Genomic DNA, 19,451 nt, shown 5'->3' with positions numbered 1-19,451 from the left:
ATTCACCGTGTCTGCGGCCATAGCTCCGGGTCCGGCGCGAACCGGACACACAGCACCCCGTCGCGCAGCGCGGCCCCGGCGACGGTGCAGCGCCGCAGGGCGGACGGGAGCGGCACGATCCGCCGGAACTGGCTGGCGCTGACGACGAGTTCGTCGCCGCGCCGGATGAGGTCCAGCTCGTCGCGTATGGCGCCGGGCAGGGGCACATGCCACACCAGCACCCCGTCCTCGGCCAACCGGTCCACAACCGGCCACTCGACCCGGGAGGACGTCTCCGGCGCGCCGGGCGCACCGAGTCCTTCGAGGTCGTCGAGGCCGCGCGGGTCCTGTCCGGGGTGGGCGATCTCCACGACCTGGTACGCCTCCCGCCACCCCTCCAGCGTCTTGCGCTGCTGGGCGGCGGGCCCGGCGAGCCAGCTGTCGGCGGGCGCGTCGGGCAGGACCCGGTTGGCGACCAGGTGGTCGGGACGCAGCCCGCGCAGGGCGAGCCCGAGCGTGGCCTCGCGCACGGCGTCGGCCCCGGCCGGACCCGGCTCGGCGACGAGGCGTACGGCGGTCCTCGCGTCGGCGACGACGGCCTCGACGGCGGCGAGTTCCAGGTCCCAGCGCGCGGTGGTCTCGTACAGCCACTCCGACGGCATCGGCACCCCGGCCAGCCGCCCCAGCATCGGCCTGAGCGCCCGCGCCGCCTGCCGCTCGGGGGGCAGCAGCCGGCGCAGATAGCGGCGCAGTTCCTCGGGGAGGGCGAGCAGGGCGAGGGCCTGCGGGGTGGGCGGCAGGTCGACGACGAGGAGGTCGTGGCGCTCCGACAGGGCCGCGTCCCGCAGGGCACGGAGGAAGGTCAGCTCCTCGGCGCCCGGCAGCGGGGTGACCTCTTCGGGGTCGAGGCGGGAGGCGCCGAGCAGGTCGAGGACGGAGGAGGCGCGCTCCTGGAAGCCGGCGAGGTCGTCCCGGAACCCGGCGGTGGCGTCCGGGCGCCAGGCGGTGAGTCCGTCCCGGACCTCGACCGGCGCCGGTCCGGTGGCCACGCCCAGGACCGCGCCGAGGCTGTCGGTCCGGTCGCCGCTGAGGAGGAGGGTCCGGTCACCCGCGCGGGCGGCGGCGACCGCGGTGGCGGCGGCAAGGGTCGTACGACCGCTGCCGCCGGGACCGGTGATCAGGAGGGTGCGCATGGGAGTGAACGGTAGATCCCCAGGCGGTGAATCCCTACTTCGACCCCGACTCCACCCGCTTCTTCAGCCCGGCCAGCGCGCGGTCGATGATGACCTTCTCGGCCTTGCGCTTGATCATGCCCAGCATCGGGATCTTGACGTCGACGGTCAGGAGGTAGGTGACCTCGGTCGACCCCGTACCGGCCGGCTTGAGGATGTACGACCCGTCCAGCTGGCGCAGCATCTGCGACTTCACCAGCGTCCAGGAGACCTCGTTCTCCCCGGTCCAGGTGTAGCCGAGCACCTGGTCGTCCTTGATGGCGCCGGCGTCCATGACGAGCCGTACCTGCTCGGCGCGGCCCGCGGCGTCCGTCGCGAGGACCTCGGCCTGCTTGACCTCGCCGGTCCAGTCCGGGTAGCGGGCGAAGTCGGCAATCACCGCCATGACGTCGGCCGGTGCCGCCTCGATCGTGATGCTCGAGCTGGTGTGTTCCGCCATCGCCGTGGCTCCTCCAGATACGGGCCGGTAGGTCATGAAGCGTGCGCACGTGTGTGCAGCGTGAAGGCTACCGCGCACGTGGGGGCCCGACCTCACCGACCGGTCACCATTCGAGCGCCCACGGTCTGCCGCTCCCCGCGAAGTGCCCGACGTTGACGCACTCGGTCGCCCCGATCCGCATCCGGCGGACGAGCGGCTGGTGGACATGGCCGAACAGCGCGTACCGGGGCCGGGTGCGCCGGATCGCGTCCAGCAGCGCCCGGCTGCCCCGCTCGAAGCGGCGCGCGACGGTGTCGTAGACCAGCTCCGGCACCTCCGGCGGGATGTGGGTGCACAGCACGTCCACCTCACCGACCGCCTCGATCTTCGCCGCGTACTCCTCGTCGCTGATCTCGTACGGGGTGCGCATGGGCGTGCGCAGACCGCCGCCGACGAAGCCGAAGGTCCGGCCACCGATCTCCACCCGCTCGCCGTCGAGGACCGTCGTGCCCGGTCCGGCGTACTCCGGCCACAGGGGCGGCATGTCGACATTGCCGTAGGTGGCGTACGTCGGTGTCGGGAACGCGGCGAACATCTCGGCGTACTGCTTGCGTACGGCCTTCTCGACGGCGCTCGCCCGGTCCGTACCGATCCCGGCCCACAGGCGGGCGCCGAACTCGCGGGCCTCCTCGAAGCGGCGGGCGGTGCGCAGTTCGACGATACGGTCGGCGTTCTCCGTGCCGAACAGGTCGGGGAAGATGCCGCGGGAGTGGTCGGCGTAGTCGAGGAAGAGGACCAGGTCACCCAGGCAGATCAGGGCGTCCGCGCCCTCGCCGGCGCGGGCCAGGTCACGGGCGTTGCCGTGCACGTCGCTGACCACATGTACGCGTGTCCTGCGGTTACCGGGCGGTGAGGGTGCCATGACGATCAAGGGTAGGCGTGTGCGGCATACGTGAACAGTGGCGGCCGGACCTGCGGTTACTGGCCAGTCATCAAACGCCTCGACTACTGTGCGCTGAGAAACACCAATCCGTGTGACGCAGCGAACATCTCGCCGGGACCCCCTGTCGGAGACGCCATACCGGCGGGTAACGTCCGGGCAGTCCAGTCGTGCTCAGGATTTCAACATGTGAATCCGCGAGCACCTGCCCGAGCCTTGGACCCGCACCGTCGCATCGCACAACGTCGTGGCGCCGGCGCCTTATGAGGAGCAGCAGTCTTGCGCGAGTTCAGCCTTCCGGCCTTGTACGAGGTCCCTGCGGACGGAAACCTCACCGACATCGTCCGCAGAAACGCCGCGCAGCATCCCGACGTCGCCGTCATCGCCCGCAAGGTCGACGGCGAGTGGCGGGACGTCACGGCGACGACCTTCCTCGCGGAGGTGCACACGGCCGCCAAGGGCCTCATCGCCTCGGGTGTGCAGCCCGGCGACCGGGTGGGCCTGATGTCGCGGACCCGCTACGAGTGGACGCTGCTCGACTTCGCGATCTGGAGCGCGGGCGCGGTCACCGTGCCGGTGTACGAGACCAGCTCGCCCGAGCAGATCCAGTGGATCCTCGCCGACTCCGGCGCGACCGCCTGTGTCGTGGAGCTGGACAACCACACGGCCGCCGTGGAGTCGGTGCGCGACCAGCTGCCCGCCCTCAAGCACGTCTGGCAGATCGAGGCCGACGGCGTGGCGGAGCTGGGCCGGCTCGGCCAGGACATCAGCGACGCCGCCGTCGAGGAGCGCAGCTCGCTGGCGAAGGCGGACGACCCGGCGACCATCGTCTACACGTCCGGCACGACCGGCCGCCCCAAGGGCTGTGTGCTGACCCACCGCAGCTTCTTCGCCGAGTGCGGCAACGTCGTCGAGCGGCTGCGCCCGCTGTTCCGCACCGGTGAGTGCTCGGTCCTGCTCTTCCTGCCGCTCGCGCATGTCTTCGGACGGCTCGTGCAGGTCGCGCCGATGATGGCGCCGATCAAGCTGGGCATGGTCCCGGACATCAAGAACCTCACGGACGAGCTGGCCTCGTTCCGACCGACGCTGATCCTCGGCGTCCCGCGCGTCTTCGAGAAGGTCTACAACTCGGCGCGCGCCAAGGCGCAGGCCGACGGCAAGGGCAAGATCTTCGACAAGGCCGCCGACACCGCGATCGCGTACAGCAAGGCGCTGGACACCCCCTCGGGCCCGTCCCTCGGTCTGAAGATCAAGCACAAGACCTTCGACAAGCTGGTCTTCAGCAAGCTGCGCGCGGTCCTCGGCGGCAAGGGCGAGTACGCCATCTCCGGCGGCGCCCCGCTGGGCGAGCGGCTCGGCCACTTCTTCCGCGGCATCGGCTTCACGGTCCTGGAGGGCTACGGCCTGACCGAGTCCTGCGCGGCCACCGCGTTCAACCCCTGGGACCGGCAGAAGATCGGCACGGTCGGGCAGCCGCTGCCGGGCTCGGTGGTCCGCATCGCCGACGACGGCGAGGTGCTGCTGCACGGCGAGCACCTGTTCAAGGGCTACTGGAACAACGAGGCGGCGACCGCCGAGGCGCTCGCCGACGGCTGGTTCCACACCGGTGACATCGGCACCCTCGACGAGGACGGCTACCTCAGGATCACCGGCCGCAAGAAGGAGATCATCGTCACCGCGGGCGGCAAGAACGTCGCCCCGGCCGTGATCGAGGACCGGATCCGCGCCCATGCGCTGGTCGGGGAGTGCATGGTCGTCGGCGACGGGCGGCCCTTCGTGGGCGCGCTGATCACCATCGACGAGGAGTTCCTGGGCCGTTGGGCCGAGGAGCACGGCAAGCCGGCGGGTTCCACCGCGGCGTCGCTGGCCGGGGACGCGGACCTGAACGCTGCCGTCCAGGCCGCGATCGACGACGGCAACGCCGCGGTGTCGAAGGCGGAATCGGTGCGGAAGTTCCGCATTCTGTCCTCCCAGTTCACGGAGGAGTCGGGCCACCTGACGCCGTCCCTGAAGCTCAAGCGCAACGTGGTGGCGAAGGACTACGCGGACGAGATCGAGGCGATCTACCAGAAGTAGCGGGCCTTCTGAAAGAACGTCATGGCGCGGTGTCCTCCACGAGGACCCGCGCCATCGTCCGTTCCGCCAGCGCGGTGATCGTCACGAACGGGTTGACGCCGATCGAGCCGGGCACGAGCGAGCCGTCGGTGACGTACAGCTTCGAATACCCCTTCACCCTCCCGTAGTTGTCGGTCGCCTTGCCCAGCACGCAGCCGCCCAGCGGGTGGTAGGTGAAGTCGTCGGCGAAGACCTTGTTGGACGAGCCGAACAGGTCGTAGCGGTAGATGGTGGCGTTGGCCGAGTTGATGCGGTCGAAGAGCTTCTTGGCCATGCCCGAGGACACCGCGCTCTGGGCGGCCGTCCAGCCCAGCTTCACGCCGTCGGTGGCGCTGTCATACGTGAACGCGGCCCGTGACGGGTTCTTGGTGATCGCCAGATAGAGGCTCACCCAGTGCTCCAGGCCCGTGGGTAAAGGAGCGATCTCGGCGAAGACCGGGTTGGCGGTGTTGGCCCAGTCGTCGATGCCCATGACCGGCATGGTCGACTGGTTGGCCCCGACCGTGTCCCACAGGTGGTTGGCCCGGCCGAGCATGGTGTTGCCGTTGGGTCCCCAGCCGGCGCCGACGCTCGCGTCCAGGGCGGGCAGGGTGCCGGTGTCCCGGGCGCGGACGAGGAGTTCGGTGGTGCCGAGGCTGCCGCCGCCGAGGAACAGGTAGGTGCAGCGGTACTGCTTGGTCTCGACGACCGTGCCGGCGTCGTTGATGCGGTCGGCGGTCAGGACGTACGAACCGTCGCTCGCCCGGCTGATGGCCCGTACCCGCTCCATGGTGGTGATGGTGACGTTCCCGGTGCCGAGCGCGGCGGCGAGATAGGTCTTGTCCAGGCTCTTCTTGCCGTAGTTGTTGCCGTAGATGACCTCCTGGGCGAGGGCCGACCTGGTCGCCGTACCGGCTGCCTCCTTCTGCATGTAGGCGAAGTCGTAGGTGCTGGGCACGAAGGTGGTCTTCAGGCCGGTGTTCTGGGCGTGCTTGCGGGAGATCCGCGAGAAGCGGTACCACTCCGTCGACTCGAACCAGGTGGGGTCGACGGTGTTGACGCCGAGCATGGAATTGGCCCGCGGGAAGTACGTGCCGTACATCTCGTCGGCGTCGACGGTCGGGAACTGCTCGGCGAAGTACGACTTCAGCGGGGTCACCGCCATACAGCCGTTGACCAGGGAGCCGCCGCCGACACCGCGTCCCACGAACACGGACATGTTGGCGAAGCGCACCCGGTCCAGGACGCCGGGGTAGGCGCTGATGTCCTTGTTGACGACGTCCAGCCACAGGAAGGTGGCCAGCGGGGCCTCGGTGCGGGTGCGGAACCACATGGAGCGCTGGTCCGGGTTGGCGGTGGAACAGAAGACCTTGCCGTCGGAGCCGGCGGTGTTCCAGAGCCGGCCCATCTCGATCATGAGCGTGCGGATGCCGGCCTGACCGAGGCGGAGGGCGGCCACGGCGGCGCCGTAGCCCGTACCGACCACGATGGCCGGGGCGTTGTCGACGGCTGCCGGTTCCACGGCCGACGCCGACTCGAGACCGATGCGGGTGAGACCGGAGGCGGCGGCGGTCTGGAGGGCCACCATGCCCAGGATTTGACGTCTCGTCAGCTGACGCTGCATCAGTTTTGCTGTCATGCGCGCAGCATGTGCGGATTATTCGGTTCCGCCTAGACGGCTAGAGCAACGTCTTCAACTTTTCTGCCAGCAGGTCCCATCGCCACTTCTCCTCCACCCAGGCCCGCCCCCGCTCCCCCATCCGCCGGCGCAGCTCGGCATCGCCCAGGAGCGCCAGGATCCGCTCGGCGGAGTCCTCCACCGAGCCGCCCCGCACGACCCACCCGGTCTCCCCGTCGAGCACGGCGTCCGGCGCTCCCCCGGAGTCCCCGGCGACGACCGGCAGCCCGGTCGCGGAGGCCTCCAGGTACACGATCCCGAGCCCCTCGACATCGAGGCCGCCCCGCCGCGTGCGGCACGGCATCGCGAACACGTCCCCGGCCCCGTAATGCGCGGGCAGCTCGGACCAGGGCACCGACCCGGTGAAGCGCACGGAGTCGGTGACACCGGTCTCGTGCGCCAGCCGGCGCAGCTCCTTCTCGTACGGCCCGCCCCCCACGATGAGCAGCACGGCCTCGGGCTCTTTCAGAAGGATCCGCGGCATGGCCAGGATCAGCGTGTCCTGCCCCTTGCGCGGCACCAGCCGCGAGACGCACACCACCACCGGCCGGTCGGCGAGCCCGAGTCGCGCCCGCACCACGTCACCGCCCGACCCCGGGTGGAAGGTCTTCTCGTCCACGCCCGGCGGCAGCTGCACCATCCGCGATCCGGCCTCCGACGTCAGCGCGCCGGCGATCCGCGACCGCGTGTACTCCCCGAGGTAGGTGATCGTGTCCGTGCCCTCCCCGATCCGGCGCAGCAACCGCCTCGCGGCGGGCAGCTGCGCCCACCCCGCCTCGTGCCCGTGGGTCGTGGCCACCAGCCGCTCGGCCCCCGCCCTGCGCAGCGCGGGCGCCATCAGCCCGAGGGGTGCCGCCGCCCCGAACCACACCGACGTACAGCCGTGTTCCCGCAGGAGTCCGACCGCCGTACGCGTGGCCGCGGGGGTCGGCAGGAGCATCGTCGTACGGTCGCGTACGACGGTGAAGGGCTGTTCGGCGTCGAAGGCAGCCGTGGCCGCTACGCCCTCCCGGCCGCGTTTCCAGGTCGAGGCGTAGACCACGAGCCGCTCGGGATCGAGGCGCAGCGCCATGTTGTGCAGGAACGCCTGGATACCGCCCGGCCTGGGCGGGAAGTCGTTCGTGACGATCAGGGTCTTGGACATCGTCGTGTGCATCGCCGCCGACCCTACCCAACACCCCCCTCACAGCCGGTCACGGCCACGTTTATGGCAACCTCACAGCAGGCCGGGACATCATGGCCATCTCAAAGACGGCAACGACAGCAACGCGCGAACAGGGGCTCCGGTGGACATTGCGGGTGCGAGGCGGTCTCCGGCGGGACTGCTGGCGACCTGGGGCCTGACGAGGCTGCTGCTGCTCCTGTTCGTCCTGAAGGTGTACGTGTTCCCCGGCCCGGACGTCACCAGCGATGTGTCGGTGATCTACCAGGGCTGGAACGACGTGCTGCGCACCGGCACGTTCCCGCAGGACGACGTCACCTGGCAGTACCCGCCGGCCGCCGCGCTGGCGATCCTCTCCCCCGCGCTGCTGCCGTTCCTCCAGTACGCGACGGCCTTCTTCGTCCTCGCCTTCCTGGCCGACCTGGTCGTCTTCTCCCTGCTGCTGTACGCGGGTCTGCGCCCCGGGCGGAGCCTGCGCGGGGTCTGGGTGTGGGTGGTGGGCGTCCCGCTGCTCGGGCCGACCGTGTACGCCCGCTACGACGTGATGGTCACTGCCGTGGCCGTGGCCGCGCTGCTCGCGGGCGCCCGGCATCCCCGGGTGATGGGCGCCCTGGTCGGTTTCGGGGCGATGCTCAAGGTGTGGCCGGTGCTGCTGCTGGTGGCCGCCCGCAGGCGCGGTGTGTGGATGTCGGCGGCGGTCACCGCGGCCGGCCTCGCGGCGCTGTTCGCGGTGACCATGCCCGGCGCCTTCGCGTTCCTGACCTTCCAGGCCGACCGGGGCACCGAGGTGGAGTCGCTGGGCTCGCTGGTCTTCCATGTGGCCCGGCAGTACGGCTGGGACGGCCAGGTGCTGCTGAACTACGGCTCGGTGGAATTCCTCGGCCCCTGGGTGAACGTCGTCAGCACGGCCGCGCTCGCCCTGACCGGCGTCGCCTTCGGCTGGCTGCTGCTGTGGCGGCTGGTGGCGACCCGGTTCGAGGCGCACACCACGGCGGACGCGGCGTTCGTGGCGGTGCTGCTGTTCACGACCACGAGCCGGGTGATCAGCCCGCAGTACATGGTGTGGCTGATCGGCCTCGCGGCGGTCTGCCTGTGCTTCCGGGCGAGCCGGATGACGCTTCCCGCGCTGCTGGTCCTGGTGGCCTCCTTCGTGACGGTGCTCGAGTTCCCGCTCTACTTCGCGAACGTCGTCGCCAGTGACGGCCTGGGCGTCACCCTGCTCTTCCTCCGCAACGGCCTGCTCGTCCTGGCGACCGTCCTGGCCGCCGTGAAGCTGTGGCGGGCCACGGTCACCGCCCCCGCCGAGGACCCCGAGCCGGCTCAGGTGGCACAGGCCACCGAGGAGCCGTCGGAGACCCCGGTCACCTCCTGACGCCGGGACCGCCCGAGAACCAGGCCCACCACCGCGCACTGCGCCGCCATGGCGAGCGCCATCGCCAGGCACACCCCCGGCAGCCCGAGCCCGGACAGGCCGTACGCCAACGGCAGTTGGACCGCCGTACCGAGCAGCGTCACCCTCAGCAGCACGGGCGCGCCCCCGCTTCCCTCGAAGACCCCGCCCAGCGCGATGAAGCAGGCCATCAGCAGCAGATAGGGCCCGACGCAGCGCAGGAACAGCACCCCCTCGCCGGCGACCCCCGCCCCGGCGCCGAAGGCGGCCATGATCCAGGGCGCGGTGACGGCGAACAGCAGAGCGGCCGTCGCCCCGAAGACTCCGGACACCAGCACCGCCTCCCGCCCGATCGCCGCTCTCTCGTCGCGCCCGGCGCCCAGCAGATGCGCGGTGTGGATGGAGGCGGCCTGCCGTACGGCGTAGAAGCCCATGGTGGCCACGTACAGGACCTTGTACGCGATGGCGTACGCCGCCACCGCCGTCACCCCGAGCCGGGCCACGATCGCGACCAGTACGAGCGCCCCGCCCTGCCGCACGGTGAAGTCGGCCGCCATGGGCAGCCCGGTGCGCAGCACCCGCCCGAAGGCGACCCCGGGCCCGGTGGCCGCCCGCAGCAGCGCGTTCCGGCGCAGGGCGAGGAGTCCCGCCCCCAGGGCCACGCACCGGCACAGGACCGTCGAGGCGGCGGCGCCCCGGACGCCGTAGAGGTGGATGAGGAGCGGGTCGCAGACGAGGATCAGCCCGTTGGCGAGCAGCGCGAGCCGCAGGGGTGTCCGGGTGTCCCCCGTGCCCTTCAGGATCCCGTCGACCAGTTGCTGGGCGAAGAACACGGCGATCCCCGGCATCGATATCGCGAAGTACCCGACGGCGAGCGGCAGGGGCGCGCCCTCGCCGAGGACCAGCCGCGCGAGCGGCTCCCGCAGCAGATACCCGCCCACCACGACCACCGGTGTCACCAGCCCGAACACCGCCCAGCCCCCGCGCACGGCGGCCCGCACCGCCCCCGGGTCCCGCGCGCCCCGGGCGTGCGCGACCAGCACGGTCGTGCCCGAGCCGAAGACCAGGGCGACGCCCAGCAGCACGTTCTCGGCGTTGGTGGCCACGGCGACGGCCGCCACCGCCGCTCCGCCGAGCCGGGAGACCCAGAGGGTGTTGATGATCCCGGCGGCGACGGACGCGAGCAGCGAGAAGTAAACGGGGTGGGCGAGCGCGACGAGCCGGCGGCGATGACTGTCCACGAGAAAGACCCCCTCGAATCGAGCTACCTCGAAACGAGGTAGCTCGATAAGAGGTACCATGGCGCCACGACCACCACAAGGAGGAATCGGCGTGCTGGAGCTGTCGATCCTGGGCTTCCTGGCCGAAGAACCCCTGCACGGCTATGAGTTGAAGGAGCGCATCAAGGCGCTCAGCGGGCATGTCCGCCCGGTCAGCGACGGCGCCCTCTACCCGGCGATCGCCCGGCTGATCAAGGCGGGCAAGCTCGACGAGCACACCGAGCCGGGTGCGAGCGCGGCCCCGCGGCGGACGCTCTCCCTCACCGACGCGGGCCGCGCGGACCTCCTGGAGCGCCTGCGCCGGCCCAAGCCGGTCGAGATCTCCGACCAGGTCCGCTTCAACACGGTCCTGACCTTCCTGCGCCACCTCCCGGACCGCCAGGAACAGGCCGCGGTGCTCCGTCGCCGCCTGGAGTTCCTCGACGCGCCGACCAGCTTCTTCTACGAGGAGGGCAGACCCGTCCGCGCGGAGGAGGCGGCGGACCTGTTCCGGGAGGGCATGCTGCGGGTCGCGCGGGCGACCGGGGAGGCGGAGCGCACCTGGCTGGAGGAGGCCGTCGAGCGGCTCAGTCGAGCTGAGCCCGCAGATAGTCCCGCCACTGGGCCGTGAAGTCGTCCAGGTTCGTGTCGAGCACGCTCTTCAGCGCGTCCTCGACCGCCCCGGCGCGCTGCTTGTGGCCACCGACGGCCTGGTAGAAGGCGCGGAGTTGGTCGGTCCCCCACCGTTGCGCGATCATCCGGCAGGCCAGCCAGCCGCCCTCGTACGCCTGTGCGAGCTTCGTCGCGTCGCCGCTGAACCCGAAGTCGGCGTCCTTCGGCAGGGTCGTCGGCGTCCGCCCCTCGGTCACGGCCCGCCACAGCTCCGGCGCGGCCTGGACGGGCGAGCGCCCGGAGTCGAGATAGCCGATCCAGTCGGCGTACCCCTCGGACAGCCACAGGGGGGTGGCGGCACTGGTGTGGTCGCGGGTGGCCACATGGGTGGTCTCATGGGTGAGCACGACCTGTTTGCCGACGCTGCCGAGAACGCCGTACGCGTCGGGGTTGACGATGATCCGGTCCGCCGGCGCGCTCGCCGGGGCGCCGGTCTCACCGGTGGTGACGGCGGCGATCCCGCGGTACGAGGAGGCGGGCGAACCGAGCAGCCCGGCCATCCCGTCCAGGGACTTCGGTACGAGCACGACGACATGCCGCGCCCACCTGGTGCCCCACTCGGCTGACACCGCCGGCACGGCACGGTCCGCCAGATCCACGTAGGTCCGCAGCGCCGCGCTCGACCGCCCGACCCCGAGGACCAGGCTGCTGCTGCCGCGGACGACGGCGACCTCGCCCTGGTCCCACAGCTGCTGGGCGGACTTCTTCGCGGGCTTCTCCTGGTCGACGTACCACTCGCCGCCGGCGTCCAGGCTCAGGGTGAGCGTGCGGCCGACGGTGACCGGGGCGTTGTCGTAGCCCTGTATGCGGTACTTGAGCTCGACGTCGGCGGTGGCCTCGGCACCGTCCCGGTGGAGCCCCGTCAAGCGGTACGCCCAGGACGCGAACGGCACGCCCCGCGCGTTCTCGAACCAGTCCAGCGCGCCCGTCTGCATGAACGCGGCCCGGTCCCGGTCGAGGACGGCGACCGACCGCCGGTCGAGCAGCGCCTGCACATCGGCCTTGGCGGTGCCGGTACCGGACGCGCCGCCGCAGGCCACCAGGGAGACCAGCAGCAGACACAGCGCGAGGATCCCGTGTCTCGACGCCCGCCTTCGACCAGCCATTTCACGATCGTACGGCGGGACGGCCGCCAGGGTCAGAGGGCCTGGGTCAGACCCTGGTGACGGTGGCGCCCGGCATCATGCCCACCGGGTCGTAGCGGACAGGGGCGCCGGGGTAGGGCGCGTGGATCACCTGGCCGTTGCCGACGTACATGCCGACATGGCTGGCGTCGGACCGGTAGGTGACCAGGTCGCCGGGTTGCGCCTGGGAGAGCGGGACCTGCTGCCCGGCGTAGCGCTGGCCCTGCGAGGTGCGCGGCAGGGAGACCCCGGCATGCCGGTACGACCACACCATCAGGCCCGAGCAGTCGAAGCCGGAGGGACCGGTCGCGCCCCAGACGTACGGCTTGCCGATCGCGGCGCGGGCGGCGGCGACCGCGGCGGCGGCCCGGGCGTTGGGCGGCAGGGCGCCGCTGAGGTCGGGCATGTCCTCGCGGCCGGAGCGGGAGGCCCGGTCGTAGGCGGCGCGCTCCTCGGACGGCAGGGAGTTGAGCAGCCGGCGGGCCTGGGCGAGCTTCCTCTCCACGGTCTGCTTGTGGCTCGCGACCGCCTTGCGGCTCTTCTCCAGCTCGGCCAGCTGACCGGCCGCCTCCGCGCGCTCCTGGGTGAGCTCGCGCATCGCCTCCTGGAGGTCCTTGAGCTCACCGGCCTGATGGGCGGTGATCCGGTCCAGGGCGGCGGCCTTGTCGAGGTAGTCGTCCGGGTCGTCGGAGAACAGCAGGGCGAGGGACGGGTCGAGGCCGCCGGAGCGGTACTGGGCACCGGCCAGCGAACCGAGCTTCTCCCGCATGGAGTTGATGCGGTCCTGCTGGCGGGCGATCCGGTCCTGCGCGGTGCCGACCTGCTTCTTCAGCGCGTCGGCGCGTTCGTCGGCCTTGTTGAAGGCCTCGGTCGCCTTCTCGGCCTCCTCGTAGAGGCGGTCCACCTCGGCACGGGTGTCGTCGTGCGGGGCGGCCGTGGCCGGTACGGCGCCGAGGGCCGCGGCGGTGGCCGTCAGGACGCAGAGCGCGGCACTGGCGCCCCGGTCGAACCCGGACGAAGTCGATGCAAGGCGGCGATGGGACCCCACGAGAAGCCGCACCCCTTCCGCTGGCGGACAGGAAACGCGGCCGACAGTAGCCCCGCGACAAGGGCGCTTCCAAAGACCTCCACGGCCACACAACGTGACGCCCCGCCACCGACGCAGGTCAGTGGCGGGGCGTGGGGTCAGTTCACGTCGCCAGGATTCGCCCGAACGGGCGGCACGGTGTCGTGATCTTGAGCGTGTTCCGGGGTGCTCAGATCCGGACGCCGAACTGGAACGGCATGTTGCCGATCGACTCGTAGCGCACGACCGTGCCGGTGCGCGGGGCGTGGATCACCTGGCCGTTGCCGGCGTAGATGCCGACGTGGTGCAGGTCGCCGTAGAAGATGACGAGGTCGCCGACCTTGAGCTGGCTCTGCGAGTAGATGCGCGTACCGGCGTTCGCCTGCGCCTGCGAGGTGCGGGGGATGGAGACGCCGGCCTGGGCGTAGGCCCAGGAGGTCAGGCCCGAGCAGTCGTAGGAGGCGGTGCCCGTGGCGCCGTAGACGTACGGCTTGCCGAGCTGGCTCTGGGCGGCCGAGAAGGCGGCGGCGGCGAAGTTGGAGGCGGCGGGGGCGTCGCCGAGGTCCACGCGCTCGCTGGCGGAGCGGCTGGCGCGCTCGTCCTCGGCGGCGAGGGCGGCCTTCTCGGCGGCCGTCAGCGTGTTGAGCAGCTTCTGCGCCTCGGCGAGCTTGGCCTGGACTTCCTTCTTCTTCTTGGCCAGTTCGGTCCGGGTGGAGGAGAGGTCCTTGAGCTTCTCGGCGGCCTCGGAGCGCTCCTGCGCGAGCTCGCGCTGCTTCTCCTGGATCTTCTTCAGCGCCTCGACCTGCTGGGCGCTCAACTGGTCGGCCGTGGAGGCCTTGTCCAGGTAGTCGTCCGGGTTGGACGACAGGAAGAGCTGCAGGGAGGCGTCTATGGAGCCCGTGCGGTACTGGGCGGCGGCCGCGAGACCCATGGAGTCACGCAGGCCGTTGAGGTCCTCCTGGCCGCGGGCCACGGTGTCCTGGATGGCGGAGATCTCCTTCTGGAGCTTCTCCTGCTTCTCCTTGGCGCCGTTGAGCTTCTCGGTGGCCTGCTCGGCCTCCTCGTAGAGCTTGTCGACCTTGGACTTGACCTCGTCCTTGCTGGGCTTCTCGCTCGGTGCCGCGTTGGCGGCGTTGGCGCTCAGCGCGACGGCGGCGGCAGCAGCGGTGGTCAGCACGGTCACGCGTGTGCGGCTCGGCTGCTTGGGTCGACGGTGGGACGCCACGGAGGTGAGCTCCTTCTTGTGAGTGATCACCCGTTCGGAGGTTCGAGCCCAGACCCTAGTGACCTTCTTGTGATCAGTTCAAATCCTCACGCGAAAAAATCGGTCACGGACTGCATTCTTTACACACAACTCACGTGCGGTAATGCTCGATTGACACTACGTTGTGTGACGATCCAGCCAATTCGGGCAATGAGCCCACAAGTTCGATGTTTAGGACAGGCGCTTCAAAAGCATCGCCGATGCGACAGGCCGGGCCCCCGCCTTGGCCACCCCGTCGGCCACCTCACGGTCGGTGGAGGCGACGATGACCGGCCGACCGGGCGGCTCGGCGCGCACCAGCTGGCGGATCAGTTCGTCGGCCGTGACGCCCGCCTTGGAGAACAGCACCCGCACACCGCGCGGCGGCGCGAGCAGCACCGGCGCGGCCAGTTCGGCGCCGTCGAAGACACAGGTCACCTCGGCGCCCGTCTGGGCCGCGAGCTGCGAGAGCTGACCGAGCAGCCGCAGGCGCTGCTTCTCCAGGGGCATCTGGGGATAGCCGGTCTTGGTGACGTTGTAGCCGTCGACCACCAAGTGGGCCTGGGGCAGGGCGAGCAGCTGGTCCAGAATGGCCGGATCGTTCTCGGACAGCGCCCGCGCGGCGATGTCCTTCGGGGTCATTCGACCCGGTTCGACCGCGTCGACGGTCTCCGCGGGCCGTACGGAGACGGGCGGCAACGCCAGCTCCCTGCGCAGCCCTTGGGCCGCGTCCAGCACGGTGTCGAGGAGCAGCCGGACGCGCATGTCCTCGACACTGCGCCCCTCCCGGGCCGCCTTGCGCGTGGCCTCCAGCGCGGCCTCGGCCTCCCCCAGCCGGGCCTTGAGCCGCCGCGCCTCGACCTCGGCGGTGGACACCTGCGTCTGCCCCTCGGCGCGCACGGCGTCCATCTCGGCCTGGAGCTTGCGCAGCGCCGCCTCACCGCGCTTGACGTCACTGAGGGCGGCCCGCAGCTTGCGGTGAAGCGATTCGGCTTCCTTCTTGGCCGCGTCCAGCTCGATGCGCAGCCGCTCGGTCTCGGCGCGCGTGTGGTCCCGGGCGGCCGCCAGCTCCTCGCGCAGCCGCTCCAGCTCGACGCGGCTCTCCTCGTCGGCGCGCTCGGCGTCGGCCCGCTGGGCCTCCTCGCCGGCCGCGGTCACGAGCTTCACCCAGCCCGTGGGACGCAGAACATAGGCCGCGGCCGCCACGTCGAGCGGATCCGCGGCCGGGGGCGGCGAGCCGGAGTCGAGGGCGCCGGCGAGCTCCGGCTGGGCCTCTCTGAACTTCTCGCCGATGCGCTGCCGGAACAGGGGATCGGTCTCCAGCGCCGCGGCCATCGCGTTGCCGGCGAACTTGGCCCGCCGGTTCGGCGCGAACCGGGCGTACTGTCTGAGCTGCGCGGGCAGTTCACCGACGGTCAGGCCACCGAAGCCGTCGGAGACGATCTGTACGACGCGACGGCGCACGCCGTCGGGCAGCGGACGGTCGAGCACCTCAGCGGCGCCGTCGCCCGGCTCCCCGCCTCGTGTCTCCACCATCCGTCAACACCCCAACCTGTGTGCGGGGGCCACTCCCTCAGGAGTCGGCGCCCGGCCTGTCCACGAGTTCCACCTGATCCACGGCGTTGCACCAGCGGCAGCGCACCGACTCGATGGTCTCACTGACCACCTCGCGCTCCTCCACCTTCGGCTCACCGGCCAGGTCGAGGTGGACGTACTCGACGACCTTCGACGAGCGGGTCACGTCGAACCGGGTGAGGTTGCCGCAGAGGGTGCAGCGCCACCGCGTCGAGGCGGTCGGCAGGGGAACCGTCATCGTGCCTGAGCTCTTTCCTTCTAGGTCTTCCATTGTCCGCGACACACCGGACCCGGTGTGTGGCTCGTAACCCTACGGCCTGGCGGGTACTCGTCGCTCGGCCGTCTCAGTGCCCGCTCGGGCGGCGAGGCACTCTGTTCGGTTGCGTCCCGTTACGTCATGCTCTGTGTTCATGATCAGCAACTGGAGGGTGACAGTCGGTGGCGCGAGCAGGTCGTTGTGGGGTACGGCACCGGTCACCTACGGCCTGATCGCCCTGTGCTGTCTGCTCTTCGTCATCGGCCCCGCGGGGGGCCTCAATCCGGCCTACGGCACCGGGGACGAACTGCTCGTCGCCCAGCGGGCCTACTTCCACCACTGGGGCGTGGTCCCCGCAGAACTGTTCGAAGGCTCGGCCCGGGCGGCACTCACCCCGGCGACGGCCCTCTTCGTGCACGGCAGCTGGGTCCACCTCCTCGGCAACATGCTCTTCCTCTATGTCTTCGGAGTGATGACCGAGGAACGGATGGGCCGCGTCCAGTTCACGCTCTTCTACCTCGGCTGCGGCTACCTGGCGCTGCTGGGCTACGCCGCTGCCAACTCCGACTCCGACCAGTCGCTGGTCGGGGCCTCCGGGGCGATCTCAGCCGTGCTCGGAGCGTTTCTCTACCTGTTCCCCGGCGCCCGGGTGACAAGCCTGCTGCCGTTCCTCTTCTTCCTGCCCCTGCGGTTCCCGGCATGGGTGGTGCTGCCCTTCTGGGCGGCCCTGCAGTGGCTGGCGGCGGGCCGGGCGCCGAACGGGCCCGGGGTGGCGTATCTGGCCCACCTGGTGGGCTTCGGCCTGGGCTTCGCCTTCGCGTGGGTGCGATTCCCCCCTGCGACTAGAGTGAAGCCCGCCCCAGCTCCGGCCCCCGAGGGAGAGAACCAGCCGTGATCACCGCGATCGTCCTGATCAAGACCAGCGTGGACCGGATCCCCGAGATCGCCGAGTCGATCGCGGCCCTGGACTCGGTGAGCGAGGTCTTCTCCGTCACCGGCACCTACGACCTGATCGCCATGGTCCGCGTCCGGCAGCACGAGGACCTCGCCGAGGTCATCCCCGGCAGCATCAGCAAGATCCCGGGCGTGGAGGCCACGGACACCCACGTCGCCTTCCGCACGTACTCCCAGCACGACCTGGAAGCGGCGTTCGCGATCGGCCTCGACAACTAGCCGCTGACGTCCAGGGCGGCGATGCCCTTGTTCGTGCCGGCGTAGACGCGGCGGCCGTGGACAAGGGGGGTCAGCAGGACGCCCGGATCGGCGCCCACCTCGGTCCTCCAGAGCCGCTTGCCCCGCAGGTCGAGGGCGTGGACCTCGGTGTCGGTGCGCACATAGACCGTGGAGTCCACCAGCACCGGGTCCGAGAGGGCCCCGCCCCCGCCGTACGACCAGACCTCGTCCCCGTCCTCCGTGATCGCCTTGAGCACCGCGCTCGCGTCGGTCACGCCCAGGAAGGCGAAGGAGGCCGTCTTCGCCGGGACGTAGGAACCCGCGAGGCCCTGTCCCCGCCACTCCTGGCGGCCCGCGAGATTCAGCCCGAACAGCTCGTTCGCCTGGTTCCCGGTGCTCACGACCACGGTGTCGCCGCTGACGGCGGGGCGGCCGACATCACCGTCCAGCGCGGCGTCGAACGACGTGGCGCCGCCGTCGTGGATTCCGTAGAGGTGGTTGTCGTAGCAGGGCACGTAGAGGACGCCGTCGGTCACGACGAGTTCTTCGCTCGGTGCCCCGCCCACCGGGGCGTCCCAGAGCACCTTGCCCCGGCTGTCGTACGCCTGCACGACACCCGGACCGTCGAACGTGCTTTTCGCGGAACCCACGACGACAGCGCCCCCGAGCACGGCGGGCTGGCGGAAGAACGGACTGGGCAGATACCGCTTCCACATCTCCTCGCCGTCGGCGCTCACCGCGATGAGTCGGCCCGGGTCGGCCGTGGTTTCGTCGACCGCGGCGACGAAGATCCCGTCGGCCGTGACGACGGGCCTGGTGATGAAGGTCGCCCCCTTGAGGACGGACATCTTCCAGCGTTCCTTGCCGTCGCTGCCCAGGGCCCGCAGAGTCCCGTCGGCCCCGGCGAAGTACAGCGTCCCACCGTCGGCGGAGAGCGCCCCGCAGGGACCGCCGGCCACACTCGGCGCGCCGCCCACGTTGTACGACCAGCGCATGGTCGCCTTCCGCGCGACGAACCCCGGCGTATCGGCGCTCCCGCTCTTCCCCCCGGCATCGCTACCGGTCCCCGACCGCCCGAGCCACCACCAGCCGCCCACTCCCCCGGCCCCGGCGACCACGGCCCCGCCCACGGCGAGGCGCAGCAGCCCGCGCCGCGACGGTCCTACGTCCGCCGCCTCGGCCTCGGGCGGCACCACCTGAGGCGTCTCGGCCACCGGCGTCATGTACTCGACCCGGCTCTCCCGCTCCCCCGACTCCCGCTCGGGAAGCCAGAGTTCGCCTCCCCGTGAAGCCTCGGCCTCCGGGCCCGCACCCGTGTACCAGCCCGGACGCAGGCCGCCGCGCGGGGAACCGCCCATGGCCTCGACGACGTCCGAAGGCATCGGCCGCTGCCCCGGCTCGTCCCTGAGGCACGCCTCCACCAGCGGCAGCAGTTCCTTCGGTACGCCCGTCAGGTCGAAGTCGCGGGTCAGGATGCGCAGCAGGATCACCGAGTCCTGGCCCTCGCCGAAGGGTTCGCGCCCGCTCGCCGCGTAGGCGAGGACCGCGCCGAGGGAGAAGACGTCGCTCGACGGGCCGACCTTGCCGCCGTTGCGGATCTGCTCGGGCGAGACATAGCCGACCGAGCCCACGATCGCGCCCGTACGGGTCATCGCCGTGGCTTCCAGGGCCCGTACGATCCCGAAGTCGATGACCCGCGGGCCGTCCGGCGCCAGCAGGATGTTGGAGGGCTTCAGGTCCCGGTGGACCATGCCCCGGGCGTGGATCGCGCCCAGCGCCTCACCCAGCGCGGCCCCCAGCACCCGCACCGCCCGCTCGGGCAGTGCCCCGCCGTCCATGACCGCGTCCCGCAGATTCGGCCCGTCCACGAACTCCGTGGCCATCCACGGGTGTTCGCCCTCCGGGTCGGCGTCGACCACACGCGCGGTGTAGGTGCCCGCCCCGCCGACGGTCTGCGCCGCCCGTACCTCCTGCCGGAACCGGGCACGGAAGGTGCGGTCCTGGGCGTACTCCGGCCGTACGACCTTCACCGCCAGCCGCAGCCCGGTGCGTGACTCGGCGAGAAACACCTCGCCCATGCCGCCCGAGCCGAGCCGGCCCCGTACCTCGTACGGGCCGACCCTGCGTGGATCCGTCGCGCGCAGCGCCTGCACTTTCCGCTCCCCCGTGGACGTCGTGAACATGCCCGAG

17 protein-coding genes are annotated in these 19,451 nt (G+C 71.1%); 5 read left to right on the top strand and 12 right to left on the bottom strand.

All coding sequences use genetic code 11. From position 1 onward, the window contains the following. Positions 1–2 precede the first annotated feature (2 nt). The 3 genes from OG885_RS32640 to OG885_RS32630 all read right to left on the bottom strand — a co-directional run bounded on the left by OG885_RS32640 (position 3) and on the right by OG885_RS32630 (position 2,551). Positions 3–1,172, bottom strand: coding sequence for an ArsA family ATPase (locus OG885_RS32640; protein WP_405737833.1), 1,170 nt, complete (start codon positions 1,170–1,172; stop codon positions 3–5). Positions 1,173–1,206: 34 nt separating this feature from the next. Continuing rightward, positions 1,207–1,650, bottom strand: coding sequence for an SRPBCC family protein (locus OG885_RS32635; protein WP_399959377.1), 444 nt, complete (start codon positions 1,648–1,650; stop codon positions 1,207–1,209). A 103-nt stretch (positions 1,651–1,753) separates the two neighbouring features. Next, positions 1,754–2,551 carry a metallophosphoesterase gene (locus OG885_RS32630; protein WP_405737832.1) on the bottom strand — a complete coding sequence of 266 codons (798 nt, stop codon included), beginning with the start codon at positions 2,549–2,551 and terminating at the stop codon, positions 1,754–1,756. A 297-nt stretch (positions 2,552–2,848) separates the two neighbouring features. Between OG885_RS32630 and OG885_RS32625 the strand changes: the two genes are divergently transcribed. Next, on the top strand, positions 2,849–4,645 hold the full coding sequence (locus OG885_RS32625; RefSeq protein ID WP_405737831.1) for an AMP-dependent synthetase/ligase: 1,797 nt from the start codon (positions 2,849–2,851) through the stop codon (positions 4,643–4,645). A gap of 19 nt (positions 4,646–4,664) precedes the next feature. Here the strand turns inward: OG885_RS32625 and OG885_RS32620 are convergent, their stop codons facing one another. Together OG885_RS32620 and OG885_RS32615 are read right to left on the bottom strand one after the other, a co-directional pair. Next, positions 4,665–6,251: a GMC oxidoreductase gene (locus OG885_RS32620; RefSeq protein WP_405742976.1), complete on the bottom strand. Its 1,587-nt coding sequence runs from the start codon at positions 6,249–6,251 to the stop codon at positions 4,665–4,667. A 91-nt stretch (positions 6,252–6,342) separates the two neighbouring features. After that, complete coding sequence (locus OG885_RS32615) at positions 6,343–7,485, bottom strand: glycosyltransferase family 4 protein (protein ID WP_405742974.1); 1,143 nt, start codon at positions 7,483–7,485, stop codon at positions 6,343–6,345. A 142-nt stretch (positions 7,486–7,627) separates the two neighbouring features. Between OG885_RS32615 and OG885_RS32610 the strand changes: the two genes are divergently transcribed. After that, positions 7,628–8,875 (top strand): glycosyltransferase 87 family protein, encoded by a 1,248-nt coding sequence (locus OG885_RS32610; protein WP_405737830.1) that lies wholly within the window; start codon positions 7,628–7,630, stop codon positions 8,873–8,875. Here the strand turns inward: OG885_RS32610 and OG885_RS32605 are convergent. Further along, a complete protein-coding gene (locus OG885_RS32605; protein WP_405737829.1) occupies positions 8,824–10,134 on the bottom strand; it encodes an MATE family efflux transporter in 1,311 nt (436 codons plus the stop codon). The genes OG885_RS32610 and OG885_RS32605 overlap by 52 nt on opposite strands. 91 nt (positions 10,135–10,225) lie before the next feature. On the opposite strand from OG885_RS32605, the gene OG885_RS32600 reads away from it, so the two are divergent. After that, a complete protein-coding gene (locus OG885_RS32600) occupies positions 10,226–10,783 on the top strand; it encodes a PadR family transcriptional regulator (protein ID WP_405737828.1) in 558 nt (185 codons plus the stop codon). Here the strand turns inward: OG885_RS32600 and OG885_RS32595 are convergent. From OG885_RS32595 to OG885_RS32575, 5 genes are all read right to left on the bottom strand, one after another. After that, complete coding sequence (locus OG885_RS32595; RefSeq protein WP_405737827.1) at positions 10,740–11,930, bottom strand: hypothetical protein; 1,191 nt, start codon at positions 11,928–11,930, stop codon at positions 10,740–10,742. The two genes, OG885_RS32600 and OG885_RS32595, sit on opposite strands and share 44 nt — an antisense overlap. A gap of 46 nt (positions 11,931–11,976) precedes the next feature. After that, positions 11,977–12,996: an NlpC/P60 family protein gene (locus OG885_RS32590; protein ID WP_405737826.1), complete on the bottom strand. Its 1,020-nt coding sequence runs from the start codon at positions 12,994–12,996 to the stop codon at positions 11,977–11,979. 208 nt (positions 12,997–13,204) lie between these two features. Next, positions 13,205–14,239, bottom strand: a complete 1,035-nt coding sequence (locus OG885_RS32585) for an NlpC/P60 family protein (RefSeq protein ID WP_405737825.1) — start codon at positions 14,237–14,239, stop codon at positions 13,205–13,207. A gap of 210 nt (positions 14,240–14,449) precedes the next feature. Continuing rightward, entirely contained in the window at positions 14,450–15,793 is a 1,344-nt protein-coding gene (locus tag OG885_RS32580) for an NYN domain-containing protein (RefSeq protein WP_405737824.1), read from the bottom strand. A gap of 37 nt (positions 15,794–15,830) precedes the next feature. Beyond that, on the bottom strand, positions 15,831–16,070 hold the full coding sequence (locus OG885_RS32575; RefSeq protein WP_020137397.1) for a hypothetical protein: 240 nt from the start codon (positions 16,068–16,070) through the stop codon (positions 15,831–15,833). A 172-nt stretch (positions 16,071–16,242) separates the two neighbouring features. Between OG885_RS32575 and OG885_RS32570 the strand changes: the two genes are divergently transcribed. Next, the gene (locus OG885_RS32570; RefSeq protein WP_405737823.1) at positions 16,243–16,983 is read left to right on the top strand and encodes a rhomboid family intramembrane serine protease; all 741 of its coding nucleotides are present in this window, start codon (positions 16,243–16,245) and stop codon (positions 16,981–16,983) included. After that, on the top strand, positions 16,980–17,261 hold the full coding sequence (locus OG885_RS32565; protein WP_059197589.1) for an Lrp/AsnC family transcriptional regulator: 282 nt from the start codon (positions 16,980–16,982) through the stop codon (positions 17,259–17,261). Before OG885_RS32570 ends, OG885_RS32565 begins: the two co-directional genes overlap by 4 nt. Here OG885_RS32565 and OG885_RS32560 read toward each other — a convergent pair. Beyond that, on the bottom strand, positions 17,258–19,444 hold the full coding sequence (locus tag OG885_RS32560) for a protein kinase domain-containing protein (protein ID WP_405737822.1): 2,187 nt from the start codon (positions 19,442–19,444) through the stop codon (positions 17,258–17,260). The two genes, OG885_RS32565 and OG885_RS32560, sit on opposite strands and share 4 nt — an antisense overlap. Positions 19,445–19,451: the final 7 nt, after the last annotated feature.

This window comes from Streptomyces sp. NBC_00028 (assembly GCF_045041065.1).
Taxonomy (GTDB): domain Bacteria; phylum Actinomycetota; class Actinomycetes; order Streptomycetales; family Streptomycetaceae; genus Streptomyces.
Note: the sequence above shows the minus strand (reverse complement) of the source record. Positions and strands in the feature narration are given on the sequence as shown.

Coding starts and splice junctions, on each gene's coding strand:
- OG885_RS32640 (WP_405737833.1), bottom strand. CDS start 1,172: ATGCGCACCCTCCTGATCACCGGTCCCGGCGGCAGCGGTCGTACGACC.
- OG885_RS32635 (WP_399959377.1), bottom strand. CDS start 1,650: ATGGCGGAACACACCAGCTCGAGCATCACGATCGAGGCGGCACCGGCC.
- OG885_RS32630 (WP_405737832.1), bottom strand. CDS start 2,551: ATGGCACCCTCACCGCCCGGTAACCGCAGGACACGCGTACATGTGGTC.
- OG885_RS32620 (WP_405742976.1), bottom strand. CDS start 6,251: ATGGTGGCCCTCCAGACCGCCGCCGCCTCCGGTCTCACCCGCATCGGT.
- OG885_RS32615 (WP_405742974.1), bottom strand. CDS start 7,485: ATGTCCAAGACCCTGATCGTCACGAACGACTTCCCGCCCAGGCCGGGC.
- OG885_RS32595 (WP_405737827.1), bottom strand. CDS start 11,930: ATGGCTGGTCGAAGGCGGGCGTCGAGACACGGGATCCTCGCGCTGTGT.
- OG885_RS32580 (WP_405737824.1), bottom strand. CDS start 15,793: ATGGTGGAGACACGAGGCGGGGAGCCGGGCGACGGCGCCGCTGAGGTG.
- OG885_RS32575 (WP_020137397.1), bottom strand. CDS start 16,070: ATGACGGTTCCCCTGCCGACCGCCTCGACGCGGTGGCGCTGCACCCTC.
- OG885_RS32570 (WP_405737823.1), top strand. CDS start 16,243: ATGATCAGCAACTGGAGGGTGACAGTCGGTGGCGCGAGCAGGTCGTTG.
- OG885_RS32560 (WP_405737822.1), bottom strand. CDS start 19,444: ATGTTCACGACGTCCACGGGGGAGCGGAAAGTGCAGGCGCTGCGCGCG.